At 64.2% G+C, this 21055-nt stretch carries 17 protein-coding genes; 10 read left to right on the top strand and 7 right to left on the bottom strand.

Features of this window, described 5'->3' with window-relative positions; genetic code table 11:
• Nucleotides 1-42: 42 nt before the first annotated feature.
• On the bottom strand, nucleotides 43-2280 hold the full coding sequence (locus AABB87_RS02620) for an ATP-binding protein (protein WP_341969635.1): 2238 nt from the start codon (nucleotides 2278-2280) through the stop codon (nucleotides 43-45).
• Nucleotides 2281-2594: 314 nt separating this feature from the next.
• Nucleotides 2595-3635: a TRAP transporter substrate-binding protein gene (locus AABB87_RS02615; protein WP_341969634.1), complete on the bottom strand. Its 1041-nt coding sequence runs from the start codon at nucleotides 3633-3635 to the stop codon at nucleotides 2595-2597.
• Between the two features lie 235 nt (nucleotides 3636-3870).
• On the opposite strand from AABB87_RS02615, the gene AABB87_RS02610 reads away from it, so the two are divergent.
• The gene (locus tag AABB87_RS02610) at nucleotides 3871-6039 is read left to right on the top strand and encodes a two-component system sensor histidine kinase NtrB (RefSeq protein ID WP_341969632.1); all 2169 of its coding nucleotides are present in this window, start codon (nucleotides 3871-3873) and stop codon (nucleotides 6037-6039) included.
• Between the two features lies 1 nt (nucleotide 6040).
• On the top strand, nucleotides 6041-6649 hold the full coding sequence (locus tag AABB87_RS02605; protein ID WP_341969631.1) for a response regulator transcription factor: 609 nt from the start codon (nucleotides 6041-6043) through the stop codon (nucleotides 6647-6649).
• Between the two features lie 53 nt (nucleotides 6650-6702).
• Here AABB87_RS02605 and AABB87_RS02600 read toward each other — a convergent pair whose 3' ends face one another.
• Nucleotides 6703-7362: a histidine phosphatase family protein gene (locus AABB87_RS02600; protein WP_341969630.1), complete on the bottom strand. Its 660-nt coding sequence runs from the start codon at nucleotides 7360-7362 to the stop codon at nucleotides 6703-6705.
• 520 nt (nucleotides 7363-7882) lie between these two features.
• Here AABB87_RS02600 and AABB87_RS02595 point away from each other — a divergent pair.
• Both AABB87_RS02595 and icmF read left to right on the top strand, forming a co-directional pair.
• Nucleotides 7883-8539: a substrate-binding periplasmic protein gene (locus AABB87_RS02595; RefSeq protein WP_341969628.1), complete on the top strand. Its 657-nt coding sequence runs from the start codon at nucleotides 7883-7885 to the stop codon at nucleotides 8537-8539.
• Between the two features lie 174 nt (nucleotides 8540-8713).
• A complete protein-coding gene (gene icmF / locus AABB87_RS02590; RefSeq protein WP_341969626.1) occupies nucleotides 8714-12004 on the top strand; it encodes a fused isobutyryl-CoA mutase/GTPase IcmF in 3291 nt (1096 codons plus the stop codon).
• A 127-nt stretch (nucleotides 12005-12131) separates the two neighbouring features.
• Here the strand turns inward: icmF and AABB87_RS02585 are convergent, their stop codons facing one another.
• The 3 genes from AABB87_RS02585 to AABB87_RS02575 form a co-directional block, all read right to left on the bottom strand.
• Nucleotides 12132-13022 (bottom strand): substrate-binding periplasmic protein, encoded by an 891-nt coding sequence (locus AABB87_RS02585; RefSeq protein WP_341969625.1) that lies wholly within the window; start codon nucleotides 13020-13022, stop codon nucleotides 12132-12134.
• A gap of 142 nt (nucleotides 13023-13164) precedes the next feature.
• Nucleotides 13165-14760 carry an oleate hydratase gene (locus tag AABB87_RS02580; RefSeq protein WP_341969623.1) on the bottom strand — a complete coding sequence of 532 codons (1596 nt, stop codon included), beginning with the start codon at nucleotides 14758-14760 and terminating at the stop codon, nucleotides 13165-13167.
• Nucleotides 14761-14933: 173 nt separating this feature from the next.
• Nucleotides 14934-15506, bottom strand: a complete 573-nt coding sequence (locus AABB87_RS02575; protein ID WP_341969621.1) for a Crp/Fnr family transcriptional regulator — start codon at nucleotides 15504-15506, stop codon at nucleotides 14934-14936.
• Nucleotides 15507-15869: 363 nt separating this feature from the next.
• Here AABB87_RS02575 and AABB87_RS02570 point away from each other — a divergent pair, with 363 nt between their 5' ends.
• From AABB87_RS02570 to AABB87_RS02545, 6 genes are all read left to right on the top strand, one after another.
• Complete coding sequence (locus AABB87_RS02570; protein WP_341969619.1) at nucleotides 15870-16262, top strand: rhodanese-like domain-containing protein; 393 nt, start codon at nucleotides 15870-15872, stop codon at nucleotides 16260-16262.
• Nucleotides 16263-16511: 249 nt separating this feature from the next.
• Entirely contained in the window at nucleotides 16512-17117 is a 606-nt protein-coding gene (locus AABB87_RS02565) for a hypothetical protein (RefSeq protein ID WP_341969618.1), read from the top strand.
• 76 nt (nucleotides 17118-17193) lie between these two features.
• Complete coding sequence (locus AABB87_RS02560; protein ID WP_341969616.1) at nucleotides 17194-17913, top strand: PEP-CTERM sorting domain-containing protein; 720 nt, start codon at nucleotides 17194-17196, stop codon at nucleotides 17911-17913.
• Nucleotides 17910-18524 carry a phage tail protein gene (locus tag AABB87_RS02555; protein ID WP_341969614.1) on the top strand — a complete coding sequence of 205 codons (615 nt, stop codon included), beginning with the start codon at nucleotides 17910-17912 and terminating at the stop codon, nucleotides 18522-18524. The genes AABB87_RS02560 and AABB87_RS02555 overlap by 4 nt, the downstream gene beginning before the upstream one ends.
• A gap of 52 nt (nucleotides 18525-18576) precedes the next feature.
• Nucleotides 18577-19176 carry a phage tail protein gene (locus AABB87_RS02550; protein WP_341969680.1) on the top strand — a complete coding sequence of 200 codons (600 nt, stop codon included), beginning with the start codon at nucleotides 18577-18579 and terminating at the stop codon, nucleotides 19174-19176.
• A gap of 60 nt (nucleotides 19177-19236) precedes the next feature.
• The gene (locus AABB87_RS02545; protein ID WP_341969613.1) at nucleotides 19237-19836 is read left to right on the top strand and encodes a phage tail protein; all 600 of its coding nucleotides are present in this window, start codon (nucleotides 19237-19239) and stop codon (nucleotides 19834-19836) included.
• A 37-nt stretch (nucleotides 19837-19873) separates the two neighbouring features.
• Here the strand turns inward: AABB87_RS02545 and AABB87_RS02540 are convergent, their stop codons facing one another.
• A complete protein-coding gene (locus AABB87_RS02540) occupies nucleotides 19874-21025 on the bottom strand; it encodes a lactonase family protein (RefSeq protein ID WP_341969611.1) in 1152 nt (383 codons plus the stop codon).
• Nucleotides 21026-21055: the final 30 nt, after the last annotated feature.

The raw sequence follows: 21055 nt of genomic DNA, 5'->3' as shown, positions 1-21055 counted from the left end.
CGGGCTGCGTCCGTCAGCGCGGGCGCATGGGGACGCGCCGCCTCAAGCTTGCGGCGCACGCCGGGGCAGAGTCAGGGTGAACACCGTGCCCTGACCTGGCGTGCTGCGCAGCTCGATGCTGCCGCCCAGCACATTGCTCACGAGGGTGTGGACCAGATGCAGGCCCAGGCCGCTACCGCCTTCGCCCAGCTTGGTGGTGAAGAAGGGCTTGAACACCTGTGACTGATGGGCGGGCGGAATGCCGCCGCCGTTGTCGCTGACGCTGAGCACGATTTGATCGCTGCCCAGCGACTCCAGGCGGATCAAAACCTCGCCGCCACTTTCGCTCTGGCAATTCGCCAGTCCGTGCACAAAGGCGTTCTCCACCAGATTGCCCAGCACTTGACCAAAAGCGCCGGGGTAGCTATCCAGCTGCACATCCGCCGGCACCTCCACCCGCAAGACCCCGCGGCTGTGCAGGGACTTGCCCTGCGGGCGGGCGTTGAGGGTGTAGGGCAGCAGATGCAGCACCTCATCACACACCAGCTTCAAATCGAAGAGGCGGCGCTGCAGGCTGGCGCGGTCCACCGAGACTTGCTTGAAGTCTTGCACCAAGCTGGCCGAGCGGCTCAGATTGCCCAGCGCCAGGTCCAGGCCTTGCTCCACGGTCTGCAAATTGGCCAGCAAGGCGCTGCGGCGCAGCGGCAAGCCTTGCGCCTGCTCTTGCAGCTGCGTGAGCGCGGCGCCCACAGCGGTGCGCGCGGTATCCACCGCCATCAAGCCATTGCCGATGGGCGTGTTCAATTCATGCGCCACGCCGGCCACCAAGGAGCCCAAGCCGGCCAGCGTTTCCTTGCGCACCAATTCGTCCTGCGCTTGCAGCAGCGCGGCGGTGCGCTGCTTCACCCGGTCTTCCAGCGTGGCATTGAGCTGGCGCACCTCGCCTTCGGCCTGACGGCGCTCCGTCACCTCATGCTGCAGGGCTTGCGCCTGCGACTGAGTTTCGCGCTGCCGCGCCAGCAGCTGCGCGCCCAGCGCATCAAAGGCCGAGCTCAGGCGCCGCAAATCGCTGGACGAGCCAGCCACCATCGGCTCAATCTCTCGGTCCTGCGCCAACTGCTCGGCCAAGGTGTCCACCGCGCCGGTGAGCCGCCCCAAGGGCTGCTTGACCAGGCGCCGGATCACACGCCGCACCATCCACAGCGTCAGCCCCAAGGCCAGCAGGCTAAAGGCCAGAATCCAATACGCCGCACCACGCACACGCTGGTCGAGGCGCGCTTTCTCCAGCAAGGTCACCGACCACCAGTTCGGCCCGGCAATCGGCGCCCAGGCCACCCAATGCCCCCCATCGGGCGACTGCATGGCCAGCCCCTGGCTTGTGTCCGCGACAGCACCTTGACTCTGCGCATGCGCGCGAATCATCGCGTAAGCCATGTCCAGCACCGGATCCTTGAGTTGGGCCAGCGCCAACTGGCCGTTAGCCTGGGCAATGCGCTCGCGCAAATCGGGGTGGGCAATCAGGTAGCCATCACGGCTGAGAATGATGGCCTTGCTGCCGTTCTCCACGTCTTGCGGTACGTTCAGCAGTGTGTCAACGCTGATGTCGTGTCCGACCGTGCCGACCCAGCGCCCACGCCAGTCCAACGGCGCAATCACCGAGACCATCCAGGTCTTGGCTTCGGCATCGAAATAGACCGGGGTCCAGAACTGCTCGCGCCGCGGATTGCGCTTCGGGTCCGAGCCCTGCATGGTGGGGTAGTCAAAATTGTCGGTGGCCGGCGTGGCGCTGGCACCCCAGTCGATGCCGTTGGAATAGACCATCAGGCCCTTCTCGACAAAGTCCACATAGGCCGAGAAAAACGGCGGCACCAGGGCCGGCCCTTGCTCGGCCAGCAAATCGTGGCTGACCACGGCGCGCAGACGCTCATCCGCGCTCAAGCCTTGGCCGTTCTGCAAATAAAAAGTGGGCCGGCGTTTGGCATCAACCAGCGCCGGCTTGACACGCCAGACGCCATCGGCCGAGCGCTCAAACAACTCGGCAAAGCGCCGCTCGGCCTGCGCTGGCGGAAGCGCCTCGGCGCGCTCCAGCCAGGCCGCATGCAGGCGCGCCACACTGGCCTGCGCCTGGGCGAACAACTGGCCCTGCTGAGTGGCCCGCAACACCACATTGCGCATCAGGATGGATGGCACCTGGGCGGATGTCAGCCGGGCAATCGACAGCTGCGCAATCAGCGCCAGGCACAGCAGCAAGAGCACGATGACGGCGCCGATCTGCACGGTCAGCTGGCGTGCGAGCGACATCTGCTTGAACCGAGCGAACCGCCAAAATTTCATAGAGCGCGAAATCTCACTTTGCTGAACAGACCGGACGATACCACCGCTGAATTGAGCATCCGCCGAGCATCTTCCTATGCCAACGGGCGGTGGACTTTGCTCAGCCACAAGAAGGTGCGCACGGCAATTGAAACAGGGCGTACGGCCGATGAAAGCCGACGTGGCCGGCCATGAATTTGAACGCCAGGCACTCGCTCATACGGGGCCAGCGCCGCTGCCGCTCACCCCACATGCGGGCAGCCGGACGGAGAGGCGGACGGACGGCCAGTTGGCTTGACGACTTACTTGCCCGGTACAAAGCCGCTGGCCTTGTAGACCGCATCGATGGTGGCCTTGCCCACGCGCGTCTCCATCGCCTGGTGCACCGGCATCAAGGCCTTCTTCCACTCGGCGGTCTCGGCCGGTGTCAGGGTGTAGATGGCGGTCTTGCCGCTGGCCTTCATCTTTTCCAGCGCCAGGCCGTTCTCGGTCGCGGCAATCGCATTGGCGTAGGTGGACGCCTCCTTGATGGCGCCTTCGAGCTGGCCTCGGATATCGGCCGGCAAAGCGTCCCAGAACTTCTTGTTGACGATCACCGCATAGGCTAGATGGCCATGGTTGGAGATGGTGGTGTGCTTTTGCACTTCATAAGTGCGCTGGGTGTAGAAGTTAGACGGCACGCCCTCGCAGCCATCCACCATGCCAGACTGCAGCGCTTGGTACAACTCGCTGAAAGCCATGACCTGCGGTATCGCCCCCAGCGCGCGCATCTGCGCGTCCAGCACCTTGCTGGACTGGATGCGCATCTTCATGCCTTTGAAGTCAGCCACGCTGCGCAACGGCTTGTTGGCGCTCATGACCTGGAAGCCGTTGTCCCAGTAGGCCAGACCCTTGATGCCCTTGGGTTCGAGTTTCTTGAAAAGCTCCGCACCCACGGGGCCATCGGTCACGGCGCGGAAAGCGGCTTGGTCCTTGAAGATAAAGGGCAGGTCGAAGACCTCGAAGTCCTTGGCGCCCAGCGAGCCGAACTTGGCCAGCGAAGGCGCCAGCATCTGCACCGAACCGAGTTGCAGGGCTTCGAGCTCTTCCTTGTCCTTGTAGAGCTGGCTGTTGGGATACAGCTCCACCTTGACCTTGCCTCCCGTGCGTGCCTCGGCCAGTTCCTTGAAACGCTGCGCCCCCTTGCCCTTGGGAGTGTCAGGGGTCACCACATGGCTGAACTTGATGATGATGGGGGCTTGCGCTAGCGCTGCCAGGGGTAAGGCCCCCAGCGCCAAGCTGCCGGCAGCGGCCAGCAGGGCGGACAGGGCGAAGCGGCGGATGCCTGGGTTGGCTTTGCGCATGATGGTTTTCCTCCGGCTTGATGTCCCTATTTTGCTGCGTCAAGGACCAGCCTGCGGACTTGCGAACCATTGTGAAAGCTTCGCCGGCCAAGGGGGAATTGTGGACTTCCACATCCGCGCCAATCCTTGCGCTACACATCGGAGCGCTTGCTCAGGCGCCCTTCATAATCGCCCCAAAGCCACAGGAGAGAAGGCCGCACCATGCTCGCCTCTGCCGCCTGAGCCGCCCAAGCCGATGCCACGACAAGCCCCCTTCGCCCAACACCCCGCCCCGCCCGCCCTGTGGCGCCAAGGCTTATGGAGCCTGCCGCTGGTGTTGTCGCTCTTGTTCGTGGCCGGGGTCTTAGCCTGGACCCGCGACAACGAGATGGAAGAGCGCGAGTTGCAGCGCCAGACCCTGATCTCGGACGCGCTCAGCACCGAAGCCCAGTTGCGCGCGAAACTGCGCGAAGAGCACGGCCATCTGCGTGAGCTGGCCGATAGCCTGGTCGGCCAGCGCCCCTCCGCCGAAGCGCTGGCGCGCCACCCAGGGCTCAACGCGGGCCTGCGCCGGCTGTGGCTGTCGGTGATCTGGTTGGATGCCCAGCACCGCATCGTGGCTCAGATGCCGAGCCCGCAAGACATGCAAGGTCGGCGCGAAACCGAGGACGAGGGCTTGTCTCTCCACCTCAGCGAACCGATAGGCCCGGGCGGACGCGACGGCATGCTGGTGCTGCGCTACTCCCCCGCCCTGCTGTTGCAACGCGGCGTGCCCTGGTGGCTGGCGCGTAAATACGATGTGCAGATGGTGGACAGCGCCGACCAGGTGATCGCCTCCATCAGCGAAGCCAGCCCCTTGCGCGCCGCGCAACAAGCAGCGCGGCCCAGCTACCGGGTCGACTTTGCCGGGCCTTTTCGCGCCAGCCCTTTGACTAACGGGCCAAATGCGCAGAGCGCTTTTCCGGCCGACCAAGAGCCCCTCGGCGACGCCGCGCTGGAGCTAACCCTGCGCGAGCCGCCGCCCGCCAGCATCAAGCCCTTGGCCTTGATTCTGATCGCCGGCTTCTTGCCCCTGGTGGCGGGGGCGAGCTGGCTGCTGCGCCGCCAACTGCGCCGCATCTCACGTGCCGAAACCGCCTGGCGCATGGAAGCCGCCTGGCGCCGGGCCATGGAGGACTCGGCCCTGGTGGGCCTGCGCGCACGCGATGCCGAAGGTCGTCTGCTCTATGTCAACCGCACCTTTTGCGAGATGGTGGGCATGAGCGCCGAAGCGCTGATCGGGCTGCGCCCGCCCATGCCCTACTGGCCGCCCGATGCCATCGAGCTCGTGAGCCAGCGCAACCGGCGCAACTTGGCCGGCCACGCGCCGCGCGAAGGCTACGAAGCGCGCTGGCGCCATCAAGACGGCCGCATGCTGGACGTGATGGTGTTCGAGTCGCCCTTAGTGGATGCCAGCGGCAAACAGATCGGCTGGATGGGTTCCATCATCGACATCACCACACGCAAGACCCTGGAAGAACGCGAGCGCCGCCAGATCGACACCCTGGCCCACCATGCCCGCCTGACCATGCTGGGCGAGGTCGCCTCCACCCTGGCGCACGAGCTCAACCAACCGCTGACAGCCATCGCCAGCTACAACGCAGGCGTCATCAACTCGCTGGCCAAGCTGGGCGTGAACGAGCCGCGCGTGTTGGGCGCGCTGCAGCGCCTGGGCGCACAAGCAGCTCAGGCTGGACGGGTGGTGCAACGCATCCGCCACTTCCTGACCCGCCGCGAGCCCCAGCATGAGGCCTGCGAGCTCAACAAGGTCATCAGCGCCGCAGTGGAACTGCTGCAGCGCGAACTGCAACGCGGCGCGGTGGACTTGCAGCTGCAGCTGGCGCAAGACCTGCCCCCCTTGCTGGCCGACGCGGTGCTGGTCGAGCAAGTCATCATCAATTTGCTGCGCAATGCCAGCGATGCCTTGCAAGCGCGCCCGCTCGAGCAGCCCCCGGGCCGACGCATCATCTTGCGCAGCTATGCGGTCAACCCGCCACAAGACTCGCAAGAGCAGACCTCGCGGGAGGAGTTGCAAGATGACCGCGCCCAAGCACAGCAAGCCTTTTTACGTGTCGACGTGATCGACAACGGCCCCGGCTTGGCCGGCAAGACCGCCGAAGCCTTGTGCGCGCCCTTCTTCAGCACCAAGGCCGAGGGCATGGGCATGGGCCTGGCCATCTGCCGCTCCATCATCGAGGCCCACCACGGCGTGCTCGACGCCAGCGAGGCCGCGGGCGGCGGCGCGGTGTTCTCATTCACCTTGCCACTGCGGCCGCTGGCCGGCGGCAGCACCGACAGTCCGCCGGATGAGGACGATCACGCCACGGCCGAATCGCTCACCCTCGCCCAGCGCGCCGCCCCCAACCCCGCCAAGCATGAAGACTGAGATGAACGCTATCTACCTGGTTGATGACGACCCCGATGTACGCGACGCGCTGAGCTTTCTGCTCGGCTCGCGCGGCCTGGAGGTTTTGCCCTTCGACGGCGGACCGGCCTTGCTGGCCCACCTGGACGCGCAGCCCAAGGCCGCGCCGCCGCGCGGTGTGTTTCTGCTGGACGTGCGCATGGAGCCGATGAGCGGCACCCGATTGCATGATGAGTTGCTGGCCCGGCGTCTGCGCAATCCGGTGCTATTCCTGACCGGCCATGGCGATATCCCCATGGTGGTGGAAGCGCTCAAGAAAGGCGCTTTTGATTTTCTCGAGAAGCCCTATAGCGATAACGCCCTGGCTGACCGCCTGGAGCAAGCCCTGGCCGTGGCCGCCGCCATGCAAGCCGACGGCGCCCAGGCGGCTGAGCGCCAGGCCCGTCTGGCCAGCTTGACCGAGCGCGAACGCGAGGTCATGCAGCTGGTGGCCGCAGGCAAACTCAACAAAGTGGTGGCCGATGAGCTGGGCATTTCTGTCCGCACGGTGGAGGTGCACCGTGCCCGCGTGTTTTCAAAGTTAGGCGTGCGCTCGGCGGCAGAAGTGGCCACACTGTTGGCGCTCGGCTGAGGGCCGAACTAGAAGCTTAGCAAGCTAGCCAAACCGCTTGGCCACCGCTACATTCAGGCGGCGGGCTGGATCTCAGGCAATTCATCCCGGCTGGCGGCAGATAGGTGCTCGGACTGGCCCCACTGCAGCAAAGCCAAGCCTTGCTGGGCGCTGTAGGCAAAGTGATTGACCGCGGCGTTTTCAATCAGCCAGGTGCGTGGCGCATCCAGGCTCAGGCCAACGGCGGCGCGGTAAAGGCAGTCCAGCACGCCGCCGTGGCAAACGACGGCGATGCGCTGTCCGGCATGGCGCCGCGCCAGCTCATCAATCGCCGCGAGGCAGCGTTGATTGAAGGCCACGCGGGTTTCACCGCCCTCAGGTCCAAACTCAGGTTCGCGGCGAGCCCAGCGGCCATGGGCCTCGGGCCAGCGCTGAGCCAGTTCGGCCGCGGTATGGCCTTGGAAGATACCGAAGTGTTGTTCGCGCAGACCCGCCAGCATTTGTAGCGGCAGGCCTTGGGCATCGGCCAGGGCTTGGGCGGTTTGCGCCGCGCGGGACAGATCGCTGCTGTAGATCACATCGAAGCGCTGCGCCGCCAGCGCCGCGGCGGTTTGCTGGGCTTGCTGGCGGCCCTTGTCGTTCAAGGGAATATCGGTTTGGCCTTGGTAGCGGCCGAGGCTATTCCACTCGGTTTCGCCGTGGCGGATGGCAAAGATCTGGGTCGGTGCGGGCATGGCTTGTTAACGGCGATGGGACTAGAGCAGGAGGGCGATCTCGCGGTCGCCACGCGCATCATCAATCATGCTGCGCGGCGCCGCCAATCAGCGTGCGAGCGCTGGATCGTCAGGGCTGACATTGTCCCAGCAGCAGCGGCACCCGCCGGCGCTGCGCCCGGCACCTCCCCTCCGCACGGTCCGTGCAACTATGAAGAAGCCCCGCCGCGCCAAACATCAGCACTGTCGAGGCGGAACACCGCCACCGCCTGTCCCTCTTCGCCCCAAGGCACAGGCAGGACAGCCAACAGCCCCAAAAACTGGGGTCAAAAAACTGGGGTCAGAGTCGATTTTTCAGGCCACAAAACGGCGCCTTCAGCGCCGGCAGCTGTGGCGCAAGCCCTGCGCTTGCCTTGACTTCACGCCCATACCCGCCCGCGCTTTACCCATAAGATGCAAAGTGAAGTATTCACCTTGTCCGGAGCTTGAATTGGTTTGCATCAACCGTCTGATCGGCCTTGCCATTGCCGGAGTCATTGGCATGCATCAGGCGCAGGCGGAGTCGACAGCCCTCAAGCTGGTCGCGCTGCAGCCCCTGGATCGGCCCAATTTGGTGGCCGAGCGTGCCGTGCTCGATCTGGCCTTCGCTCGGGCCGGTCTGCAGTACACGCTGGACTACAACCCGGCCGAGCGTGCGCTGCAGGCCTTCATCAAGGGAAATTTCGACGGCGACATCAACCGCGTTGCCACCTTTCACCATATCTACCCGGAAGCAATTCGGGTCGAACCCCACATCCAGAGCGGCTTCTTCTTTGCCATGGGCCGCGGCAAGCGCCCACAGCCTGCCTCCTGGGACGGCTTGGCGGACGGGCGAGTGGCCTATGTGCGCGGCTATCGATCAATCGAGTTGAGAATGCCCCCATCAGCCAAGCGCGAGGTGGTCAGCAGCGAGACCGCCTGCCTGTCCATGGCGGCATTGGGCCGAGTGGACTGGTGCGTGCTGGGCGCTGACACACGCGCCGAATGGCCCCTGCAGGCACGCTTTGGCGAGCAACTCAGCGGCAGCTTGATCGACAGCGTCAATGTCCACATCTGGCTTGGCCCCCAGCACAAGCTGGCTGCCGAACGCCTGTCAAAAGCACTGGACGAGATGGAAAAGTCCGGCGAGTTGCAGCGCATGATGGCGCCCTATCGATAAATTCAAGAGCGGTTTGAGCGCCCGGCAGGCGGCTTGCGTCGACATACCCGACCGGTTCTCGCGTACTTAGTCGCTTCAAATGACGTTTACGTAAACGTCAATCAAGACCTAGAATCCGCCCACCTTTGCTGATAAAAATTGGCCCTGCCCCGCCGGGCCTGCTGGAGACAAGCCATGACCGACTTATCCGCCGAATACAAAGCCCTGGCCGAATACCGGCCCACCAACAAGGTGCGCTTTGTGACCGCCGCCAGCCTGTTCGATGGCCATGACGCGGCCATCAACATCATGCGCCGCATCTTGCAGGGCATGGGCGCCGAGGTGATTCACCTGGGCCACAACCGTTCGGTGGATGAGGTGGTGACTGCGGCACTGCAAGAAGACGCGCAGGGCATCGCCATCAGCTCCTACCAGGGTGGTCATGTCGAATACTTCAAATACATGGTGGACCTGCTGAAGGCGCGCGGCGGCGAGCACATCCAGGTCTTCGGCGGCGGCGGCGGTGTGATCGTGCCGGCCGAGATTCGCGATCTGCGCGAGCATGGCGTGCGCATTTTCAGCCCCGAGGACGGCCAACGCATGGGCCTGGCCGGCATGATCGGCGAGATGATGATGAAGGCCGACCAGGACTTCGCCGCCCTCGCTCCCAAGACCCTGGCCGCCATCCAAGGCCATGGCGAAGCCGCTTGGCGCGCCCTGGCCCAGCTGATCACCGCGCTGGAAAACGGCAAGGCCGACCCCGCGCTGGTCGCCAGCCTGCAAGCCTCGGCCAAAGACATCAAAACGCCTGTGCTGGGCATCACCGGCACCGGCGGCGCCGGCAAGAGCAGCCTGACCGACGAGCTGATCCGACGCATCCGCCTGGACCAGAACGACGCCTTGCGCGTGGCCGTCATTTCCATCGACCCTTCGCGTCGCAAGAGCGGCGGCGCCTTGCTGGGCGACCGCATCCGCATGAATGCCATCGGCCCGTGGTCGCAGGGTTCCCGCGTCTTCATGCGCAGCCTCGCCACCCGCGACTTCGGCAGCGAAATCTCCAAGGCCTTGCCCGATGTGATCGCCGCCACCAAGCTGGCGGGCTTTGATTTGATCGTGGTGGAGACCTCGGGCATCGGACAGGGTGACGCCGCCATCGTCCCGCATGTGGACGTGCCCATGTATGTGATGACGCCCGAGTTCGGCGCTGCCAGCCAGCTCGAGAAGATCGACATGCTGGACTTCGCCGAGTTCGTGGCCATCAACAAGTTCGACCGCAAGGGCTCGCTGGACGCGCTGCGCGATGTCGCCAAGCAGGTGCAACGCAATAAAGAAGCCTGGACGCTCAAGCCCGAAGCCATGCCGGTGTTCGGCACCATGGCCAGCCGCTTCAACGATGACGGCGTGACCGCGCTTTACCAAGCCCTCAAGCCACGCCTGGCCGAGCTGGGCCTGCACTTGAGCGAGGGCCGCCTGCCCGTCGTCGCCACCCGCCACAGCACGCACCAAACCCCGGTGGTGCCCGCGGCCCGCGTGCGCTACCTGGCCGAGATCAGCGACACCGTCCGCGGCTACAAAAAGCGCGCCCGCCAGCAAGCCACACTGGCACGCGAGATCCAGCAGCTGACGGCCAGCTCACGCATGCTGGAAGAAGCCAACGCCGCCAAGACCCGCGCCCGCGAGGCCTTGGCCGAGCTGGTGGATTGCCGCGAAGCGCAAATGGACGGCGCCGCCCGCAAGCTGCTGTCCCAGTGGCCGGACATGCAAAAAGCCTATGCCGGCGACGAGTATGTAGTGAAGATCCGCGACAAGGAGATTCGCACCAACCTCGTCCACACCAGCCTTTCCGGCACCAAGATCAAGAAGGTGGTTTTGCCCGGCTACGAGTGCCACGGCGAGTTGCTGAAGTGGCTGCTGCTGGAGAACGTGCCCGGCAGCTTCCCCTACACCGCCGGCGTATTCGCCTTCAAGCGCGAGGGCGAGGACCCCACCCGCATGTTTGCCGGTGAGGGCGATGCCTTCCGCACCAATCGCCGCTTCAAGCTGGTGTCCGAGGGCATGCCGGCCAAGCGCCTGTCCACCGCCTTCGATTCGGTCACGCTTTACGGCGCCGACCCCGCACCGCGCCCGGACATCTACGGCAAGGTCGGCAACTCCGGCGTGTCCATCGCGACGCTGGACGATATGAAGGTGCTGTACGACGGCTTCGACCTGTGCAGCCCGACAACGTCGGTGTCCATGACCATCAACGGCCCCGCACCGTCGATCCTGGCCATGTTCATGAACACGGCCATCGACCAAAACTTGGCCAAGTTCAAAGCCGACAACGGCCGCGAACCCACGATGGATGAGGCCGCCAAGATCAAGGACTGGGTGCTGGCCAATGTGCGCGGCACGGTGCAGGCCGACATCCTGAAGGAAGACCAGGGCCAGAACACCTGCATCTTCTCGACCGAGTTCAGCCTGAAGGTGATGGGCGACATCGCTGAATTCTTCGTGCACCACAATGTGCGCAATTTCTACTCCGTCTCGATCAGCGGTTATCACATCGCCGAGGCGGGTGCCAACCCGCTGTCGCAGCTGGCATTGACCCTGTCCAATGGCTTCACCTTTGTGGAAGCCTATCTGGCGCGCGGCATGCACATCGATGACTTCGCGCCCAACCTGAGCTTCTTCTTCAGCAACGGCATGGACCCGGAGTACACCGTACTGGGCCGCGTGGCCCGCCGCATCTGGGCCGTGGCCATGCGCGACAAATACGGCGCGAATGAGCGCAGCCAAAAGCTGAAATATCACATCCAGACTTCGGGCCGCAGCCTGCACGCGCAGGAGATCCAGTTCAACGACATCCGCACCACGCTGCAGGCCTTGATCGCCATTTACGACAACTGCAACAGCCTGCACACGAACGCGTTTGACGAGGCCATCACCACGCCGACCGAAGAGAGCGTTAGGCGTGCCATGGCCATTCAGTTGATCATCAACCGCGAGTGGGGCCTGGCCAAGAATGAGAACCCCTCGCAAGGCGCCTTCATCATCGAAGAGCTGACCGAGCTGGTGGAAGAAGCCGTGCTGAGCGAGTTCGAAAAGATTGCCGAGCGCGGCGGCGTGCTGGGCGCGATGGAAACCGGCTACCAGCGCAGCAAGATCCAGGAAGAGAGCATGCATTACGAGATGCTCAAGCACACCGGCGAGTACCCCATCATCGGCGTCAATACCTTCCGCAATCCGCATGGCGACCAGGTGATGGAAAGCATCGAGCTGGCCCGCAGCACCGAGGAGGAAAAACAGTCGCAGCTGAGCCGCCTGGCCGAGTTCCACGCCACCCACGCGGCCGCCAGCGGCCCCATGTTGGCGCGCTTGCAGCAGGCGGTGATCGATAACAAGAACGTCTTCGACGTGTTGATGGATGCCGTGCGCGTGTGCTCCCTGGGCCAGATCACCTCGGCCCTGTTCGAGGTGGGCGGGCAGTATCGGCGCAGCATGTAATGCCTAGAAGCTGGCGGCTGCGCCAGCCAGCCCGGCATTCAATCAAGGCCTCCTCGGGAGGCCTTTTTTATTGGCGCGGCGGTGGCTTTGCCTGGACTTGCGCTGAGGAAGGCAAACGACAGAAAGCTCAAGCACCCAGACGCCCCGGCTCCTCCCAAAGCTCGGTGCGCTGCAAAGGGGTGGCGGCCGGCAGCAAGGGGTTGCGCAGCGCCAGCACCTGCCGCTCATGCAGCTTCAGGGCTTTGGACTGCCGCCGCATCTGCTGCAGAAACAGCGCTCGCCAACTGCCGTTGCTGAGGATGCGCTCAAGCCCCAGGCTCAGGTCCTTGGCCAACGCCGGTTCGCGCGGGCTGACAAAGAAGTAGAACGCGGTCGGGTAGCTCAAAAGCAAGCCCGGCGCGATGGCCAAGTCATGGCTGGCGCCATAGCGAGCCATGTCCTCCGCGATCTCCAGCACCGAGCGCGGGAAGTAGTCGGTGCGACCATGCTGCAGCATGGCGAATAGGTTCTCGTAGGAACTGCCGGTGCCGACCTGGAGCCCGTTGGCACGCAGGATCTGCGTGTCGGGCCAGTCATGCATCTGCACAGCGGTCAGGGCGCGTAACGCCTCCAGGCTGCGGATCTGGGCGAAGCGTTGCTGCTCCGCCTTGCGCACTAGCAATAAGCGCCAGCCCATCAGCCCCCGATCCAAGGGGAAGCGCAGCGGCAGCAAATCGCGTTCGCGCTCCGCGCTGGTCATGCTCCAAAGAATATTCAGCGGCCCCTCGCCCGCACTCAGCTGCCGGATCGCCCGCCCCTGGCCCACAGGCTGCAGCACCGGCTTGAGTTGGTAGCCGACCCCGCAATGCTCAACCGCCAGCTTCAAGACCTCGATGCAGTAGTGCCGGAACGAATCTTCCTGACCACCGAACACCGGGTAGCTGATTTGCCGCAACTCAGCTGCCGAGCCCGCCACCGCCGAATGCGAGGGCAGAACGGCCGGCGAAGCCAGGCTGATCAGAAGGGTGCGTCGGTCCATCGTTCCCACAAGCTGACAGAGCTGCGTACATTGTGCGGCCAGGCGCAGGCCCTGTCATCAGGGCCAGGGAGTTCCGGCCGTTGATGAACGGAGCAGCTGGCGCCACAAGGGCGTGCAGGCCATATCGGCCCGCGTCACTCGATTACTTGAAAGCCTTCAGCAAAGCCTCAAACTTGGTCTTCACCGAATGGTCATGCGGGATGATGGCCGGCACCGCGCGGTCCACCTTCAGCAGCTCGTACACCGCCATCTGCGCGGCACGCACCGAGTACTCGACGGTGAACACCACGTCGTCGGCGATCTCCACGAACTGGCTGATGAAGGCCAGATTCTTCGAGCTCTTGGGCACCGGCAGGGGCCGATCGCTCAGCGCGCGCGGCATGAACATGCTGGTGATGTAGGGCATGTGGCAAGGGATGCAGTTGGCATGCGCCACGGCATCCAAGTCGAAGCGCAGATGGCCGCAAAGCTCGCGCAGAATCTCTTCACCGGTGCATTCGGCCATGGGCTTGGCAACGAAATTGCCGATGCGATCGGGGAACAAGGCATAACCCCAGAACACCTGCACATCGGCTGGCTGATTGGCAAAGTGCGGCTGATGCGCCAGCACGATGGACATCAGCCAGTTCGAGTCCTTGAAGGTCACCAGGCCGCCTGTCCCCGGCTCATTGCCGCTGAAGGCGCGCATCTTGTCAAAGAACACCGTGTCCTTGAGGGTAACGGTGAAGGAGTTCCACATCGACTCGGCAATGCTGCTGTTGAAGGCAGCTGGGTTGCCAAACTCGGGGCGATCCTTGGCCAGCTTTTCCCACAGGGTCCAGCCGCCGCTGTCGCGCTTGCTCAAGGCAGGCGGCGCGCTGTGCATGGAGCCCAGGCTGGAGGCATCGGTCATGGAGGCGTTCTGGAAGAACACCAGATCATCGGCGCCCACCTCGACACGTTCCGTGGCGCCCGCGCGCTTCAGCTGAATGGCAGTCACCACGAACTTGCCACCCTCTTCGCGGTGCTCCAGGTCGGTCGCCTTGGCATCCATCACGAACTGCACACCCTGGGCTTGCAACCAGGCCTGCAAGGGGCGCACAAAAGAGTCGTACTGGTTGTAGACGGTGCGCTTGACGCCGCCCAGCGTCTCGATGCGCGAGAACTCCAGCATGAAGCGATGCAGATAGCGCTTGAATTCAACGGCGCTGTGCCAGGGCTGGAAGGCGAAAGTGGTGGCCCACATGAACCAGAACTCGGTCTCGAAGAAGGCAGGCGAGAGCCAGTCGGTAATGGTCGAAGTGCCCAACTCTTCTTCGCTGGCATTGCTCAGGCGCAGCAGCTCCACCCGGTCGTGCATGGAGAAGCCCATGGATTCGACCGGCATCTTGGCGCGCTGGCGATTGACCAGGCGAGCCATCGAATGCGCCTTGTACTTCTCATTGAAGGCCAGGGTTTCGTCAAACACGCTTTGGCCGGCATGCTCCAGTGAAGGGATGGTCTTGAACAGATCCCAGGTGCACTCGTAGTTGTCGGTGGTCAGCATGCGGCCGCCACGCAGCGAGTAGCCGCGCTCGGCGTCGCCGGCGCCATCCAGGCTGCCGCCCATCAGCGGGGCGGCTTCAAAAATGGTGATGTTGGCGCCGGGCACTTTGGCGTCCCGAATCATGAAGGCCGCGGCGGCCATGGAGCCGATGCCGCCGCCCAGCAAAAAGGCTTTGACTGAGGAGGGGGCGCGATTGGATGCAGAGGTCAGCATGGTGAGTTGGATTGATCAGCGAAGAAGAAGCCGCAAAACTCGGCGAAAGCCCAGTTCACGCAATTCGATGCATTGCGAAACAGGGAAAGTGCCGCCAGCTTCGTCGCTGCGAGCCGCGCTTCAAATGATCCAAATCAATCGGCAAATTTCAGCCGCAGCGCACTTGCGCTAGATCAAGCCCGCAGGCGTTTGCGGATCCGGCTCAATGCTTCGGGCGTAACGCCCAAATAGTGCGCCATATCGCGCTGCTGAATGCGCTCTGCAATGGCAGGGTAGCTGCTCAAAAAGGATTGATAGCGCTCCTCGGGGCGCATGGTCAGCAGTTCACGCTCGCGCTGCTCTTTGCGCACGATATGCCGCTCCAGCAATTGCAGCACCGCCCCCTGCCACACGGCGTGGCGCAGCATCAGGCGGCGCAGGCTGGCGTAGTCCAGCTGCTCCAGCAGGCAGTCCTCCAGGGCGATGGCCGAATAGTCCGTCTTGCGGCCGGCCACCAGCACATTCGGGCAGGCAAAGAAATCACCCTCGCCGATGAAGGACTTGATCCACTCCTCGCCTTGCTCGTTGATATAGCTGAGCTTGACCATGCCTTGGCGCAGCACGTAGACGAAGGGCTGCCACTCGCCCTCGGCAAAGATGTCGGCGCCTTTCTTGTACTGGCCCAGGCGATAGGCGGGGGCAAGTTGCTCCCAGTCGGGCAGCGGCGCCGCAGCGGCTTGTTCAAAAAGAAGTCGGGTCTGATGCATGAAGCGGGGGAAAAAGAATGCGCCGGAGGTTTGGCCTGGCCGGTCAATACCGGCACCCAACGCGGCCCAAAGCCGCAAAGATCCGCCAAGGGCGAAGACGTTCCAAACGCTCCGCTTGGGCTTGGCCCTCCGCCCTTCAGTATCGCGCAGGGTGCTGATTGAGGTACCCGAACTCGCTGGAGCAAAGCAAGCTCAGATCGTCCTTGGCCCAGCTGATCCCCTCCGGACTGAGAAAAATTCTGCGGTGGCCCCACCGTGCAAAAGTGGCTCGCCAGGCGCTGCAGTCTGCAGTAAAAAGCAGGTGTCGCGTACAGCAGCGCCCGGCCGGGCCGCACAGCGAAACGCCACGAAGGAGACTTGACCATGAACTGGAATATGAGTTTGCTGCCCGTGGAGGCCTACCCCTCGACCCCGCAGGTGCACGAGCATGCGCCGGATCACGCCGCTGCCGCGCTGGATCAAGCGGCGCCAAGCCTGCCGCAGGATGCCTTGCTGATCGATGTGCGCAGCTACGCCGAGTTCATGGCCGGGCACCTGCCCGGCGCGCATTGCCTGCCCATGCCGCGCCTGGAAGAGCAGATCCGCCTGCTGGCCACCGATGCCCAAACGCCGCTGATCGTCTATTGCGCCACCGGCGCGCGCGCCGAGTTGGCCCTGGGCTTGTTGCAACGCCTGGGCTACCGCCAAGCCCATTACGGCGGCAGCGCCGTCGACCTGGCCAAACAGTTGCATACGCGCTTGCAGCCTGGCATGTAGAACCAAAAGCCCTCCCGCTGGCCTAGCGGTGAATGAGGCCATTGCACACCCGGCTGGGGGCTTATTCCAAAGCTTGCGGCCGGTGGTGCCACTGCCCTGCGAAACTGCCGCAGGTCCCCAGCGCAAGCGCTTAGTCGCTAGGGTTTTCACCTTCCCTGATTCATGGGGGGCTATGCGCATTCAGTCACGGAAAGCCTATGCTTGCCTCCCAAAGGAGGGGCCATGTGCTGCTCATCTGCATGCCGTGACTTGGGAGTTTGGCGCTTCGCGCTGACGGCCGGCCTTGCTGGTTTGCTGTCGGCCTGCGGTGGCGCGGCGGACGAAGCGGCTGCAGCGGCGGAGCGGGCTCAGCTCGCAGCGATGCGCCAGGCCGAGGAGGCTGCCGCCAAACCCCTGGCCTTGACGGCTCTGCCCCAGTTGCACCAATGCCTCGGTGAACTCAGCCGCAAGCTCAAGGCCGCCGCGCCCGAAGGGGACATCAATCTGGCCTGCCTCGCGGGCAGCTACCAAGGGCAAACCGCGAGGGGCGAGGACTGCCTGCTGCGCATCAATGCCGGCCAGCGGAGTTTCAACTACCGGGCCGGCCAGCGTGAGGTGCAGATTCTTTGGGCCACGGTCACGCAGACGGCTGATGGCAAGCCCGTGCACAACCTGGAAAGTTCAGACCTGGATGCGCAGCGGCCGGGCGTGCAACTGAGCCAGTTCACGGCCGTGCCCGAGGCCGTCACCGAAACCATTGCGCTGCGGGCGGGCCAGCCCGTCGCGGGCGGCGGCGCGGCCGCGCTGCCGCAGATCGTTTATCAACGTGTTCAACAGGGGCAGCTCGAAGAGCTGGGCTGCCAATTTGGTGCCTGAGGACGGCTTGGGTCTTGCGATGTGAGCGCAATGCCGTGCCTGCGGTGTGGTTCTAGCTGAGGAAAAGGAGTCGATCATGCGAATGAGTTCTTTAGCGTGTCGCGCATTGCTCGCGGCCACAGGTTTGGCTTGGGGCGTGCAGGCGGCGGCGGGTGTGGTGACCTACCAGAGCCAAGCGGCTTTCGTGACCGCCACCAGTGGCTTAGGCGCCGCGCAACTGAGCAACTTCGACGGTGCAGGCCTGCTGGGCAACGCTTACACCAACAGCGCCGGCAGCCCGAGTTTCAGTCTCAGCGCCGACTCCGCCGGCCCTGCCACGCCTTATGTCAAAGGCGGCTTCTGGACCACCTCGGGCTCGCAGTACCTGGGCCTGAACAATGGCGACGGCGCCTTTCTGGGCGGCGACAGCCTGACCTTCAATCTGAGCGGATCGGTGCGGGCCTTCGGCCTTTACGTCATCACCGGCGCGGATGTGATCGCCGGGGACATTGGGCTGACGATGGGCAGCACGCAGATGAGCAATGGCGCCAGCGCCGACCGCAGCGACGGCGCCGGCAGCTATGCCTACTTCTTCGGCCTGATCTCTGACACCGACTTGGGCAGTGTGACCATGAAGTTTGGTGATGGATCCTTTCTCATGACGGCCACGGTGGACGATGTGAGCCTCTACGGCCCGGGGCAAACCGGCACTATCCCCGAGCCCACCAGCCTGGCTTTGTTGGGCTTAGGTCTGCTGGCACTTTGCGCGACAGCCCGGCGCCCGCACGGCAAGCTAGTTCAGGAGACCACGGTATGAATACGCCAGCACCCAAATCTTCCACCCTGCGGGGCGCCCTGGCCTTGGCTGCGCTATGCCTGCTGCCCACTGCGCCCGCCGTTGCGGGCAGTGGACCCATACTCGGAGAAATCGTCTGCGGTGCCTGGAACTTTGCGCCCAGGGGCTGGATGATGGCGCAAGGCCAGCTGCTCTCAATTTCGCAGAACACCGCCTTGTTTTCGCTGCTCGGCACACAGTACGGCGGCGATGGCCGCAGCACGTTTGCGCTGCCCGACCTGCGTGGCCGCGCCGCGATCAACGCCGGCCAAGGACCCGGCTTAAGTGAATATGTGCTGGGGCAGCAAGGCGGTGCGGAAACGACGAGCCTGCTAGCGAGCAATCTGCCTGCCCATAGCCATCAGGTCGTGCAACTGGGCAGCACGCAAGACGCCAGCCTGCAGTCACCGGCCGGGGCCGTGCCCGCCAGCAAGGCGCGCAGCCAGTTCTACGCCGCTGCCACGCCAGGGACCGCAAGAGCGGCGAGCCGAACCGATTCGGCAGGCCAAGGCCAGCCCATCAACATCATGCAACCCTTTCTGGCGATGAGCTGTGTCATCGCCACGCAAGGTGTCTTTCCTTCCCGTCCGTAAGCAGGGGCTCATCATGATCAGTAAGAGCGAAAGAAACCCTTTGAACTTGAGCATGCGACGGTGCCGCCGCGCCCTGGCGATCCCATTGATGGGGCTAGCGCTGGCCGGCATGCCGTCCGCCCATGCCGGCCTGGACCCCTTCATCGGCCAAGTGATGTGCGGCGGCTGGAACTTCGCGCCCTATGGTTGGATGGAGATGGATGGCCGACTGCTGCCGATCTCGGAGTACGAGCCTCTGTTCGCCCTGATCGGCACCGCATTTGGTGGTGACGGGCAGGAGACCTTTGCCCTGCCAGACACACGCAGCCGCATGATGGTGAGCCAAGGCCAAGGGCCGGGCTTGTCCACCCGCGTGCTGGGCCAGGCCATGGGCAGCGAAAGCCAGACCCTGACGAGCAGCCAGCTGCCTTCGCACAGCCATGGCTACCGCCCGCGGGGCAGCTTGGGTGATGCCACAGCGCTGTCCCCGGCAGCTGCAGTGGCCGCCAACAAGGCCCGCACAACGCTGTATGCGCCCGGCCCCGGCACTGTGCCCATGCAAGGCGTGCAAAGCAGCGTGACAGGAGGCAGCCAGCCCTTCCAGGTGCAGCAACCGTATCAAACGATCAAGTGCGTCATCGCCGTGTGGGGGATCTTCCCCTCGCAAAACTGATGAGAGCGGCCGCCGCCATGGCTGCGGCTGAACCCGTACCGAATCATTCAAGGAGTTGCCATGTCTTTGCAACAAGCAAATCGTCTGGCCCGTCAGCTGCGTGGGCTTGGCCTGAGCGTTTGCCTCTTGGGCGCCACAGCGTCCTGGGCCGACACCCCGTTTTTGGGTGAAACCGCCTGCGGCATCTGGAACTTCGCGCCCAAGGGTTGGGCGCTGATGAACGGGCAGTTACTGTCCATCCAACAAAACCAAGCTTTGTTTTCGCTCTTGGGCACAACTTACGGCGGCAACGGCATCCAGACCTTTGCCCTGCCCGACACGCGTGGCCGAGTTGTCATCGGCGCGGGCGGTCAGTACCAAGTCGGTGATCGCGGCGGCACCGAGGCGGTGACCTTGACGACGGCGCAAATGCCCATGCACAACCATGAGGTCGCGCTGCCCGGCAGCGCCTCGATAGGTGACACACAAAGCCCCGCCGGCAAATCCCCCGCCAGCCAGAGCCGCAGCACCTTGTACGCCGCGCCCAGCGTGCCGGGAGTAGACATGAGCCCGGCCTCGGTGGCCTCGGCCGGTGGCAATCAGCCCGTCAGCGTGATGCAGCCCTCACTGACGCTGACCTGTGTGATTGCCCTGCAAGGGATTTTTCCGAGCAGAAACTAATCAATGCCCTTGGCGCCAGCCGTCTGAGCCCGCCCACTCAGACGCTGGCAAACACCAGATGCGTCGGGCTGGGCACCGGGACATAGCGCCCGGTGAATTGCAGGCCAGCGCCCCGCTCAGCCAAGCGGAACACCGCCAGGTGGTCGCTGCGCTGGTTGCAGACGAAGAAGTAACGGCCGCTGGGGTCGAAGCTGGCGCTGCGGGGATAGCTGCCGCGCGTCCACTCGTGGCCCAGCAGCTGCGGGCGGCCGGCGGCGTCGATCTCGAAAATGGCGATGGCATCGTGCAGGCGATTCAGGCATAGAAGCTGGCTGCCGTCGGGCGTGAATTGCAGCTCCGACGCGAAGCTCGAGCCCGCAAAGCCCGCCGGCAAGGTGCTGATCTCGCCCAAGGCCCGCAGCACGCCGCCTGCGGATGCATCGAAGCGCCACCAACTCAAGGTGGACGACTCCTCATTGAGCACGTAACACAGCGAGGCATCGCGCGGATGAAAGCACAGCTGGCGCGGCCCGGCGCCCGCCGAGCTGGGGTGGCAGCGCGGCGCCGACAAGCGGCCACTGCGCGCATCGAACTGCCAGCTGATGATTTGATCCAGCCCCAAATCCGTGCTCAGCAGGAACTGGCCCGTGGGGTCCAGCCTGGCCTGGTGGGCATGCGGCCCGTCGTGGTCGCTGTGAGCAAAGCTGCCAGGCGGCGCTTGCTGCGCCAGCGCGGTGTAGGGCTGCAGGGTTTTGAACTGGGCCGGGCTTTGCTGATCCAGCTGTTGGCCCAGGCCGCCAGCCGCGTCCAAGGCCAGCACAGACAAGCTGCCGCAGCCGTAGTTGGCCACGAAGAGATAGCGCTCTTGCGCATCCAGGCTCAGGTGCACCGGCCGCGCCCCACCCGAGGCCACACAGCCGGCCAGGCTCAGCGCACCGCTGGCGGCATCGCGCCGATAAACGCTCACCGAGCCGGACAAGCGGCCTTGAAAATCCTCATGCTCATTGGCCACATAAAGCCGGGAGTGATCGGCATTGAAGAGCAAAAAGCTGGGGTTGGGCGCCAGGTCCGGCGCGCCCAAGCTTTGCAAATCGGCCTCTGCGCTATTCATGGCGAAGCGGTAGATACCTTGACCATGCGGGGCATAACTGCCCACATAAGCGTGGCAAGGCTTGGCACTGATGCCGGAGCTGACTGGCAGAAGATTCACGATCGAGAAGGACAGAAAACTGAGAGATGG

Origin of the sequence: Roseateles sp. PN1, assembly GCF_038419725.1 — a bacterium.
Classification (GTDB): Bacteria; Pseudomonadota; Gammaproteobacteria; order Burkholderiales; family Burkholderiaceae_C; genus Paucibacter_A.
The sequence above is the reverse complement of the archived record's forward strand: the minus strand, read 5'-3'. Positions and strand labels throughout refer to the sequence as shown.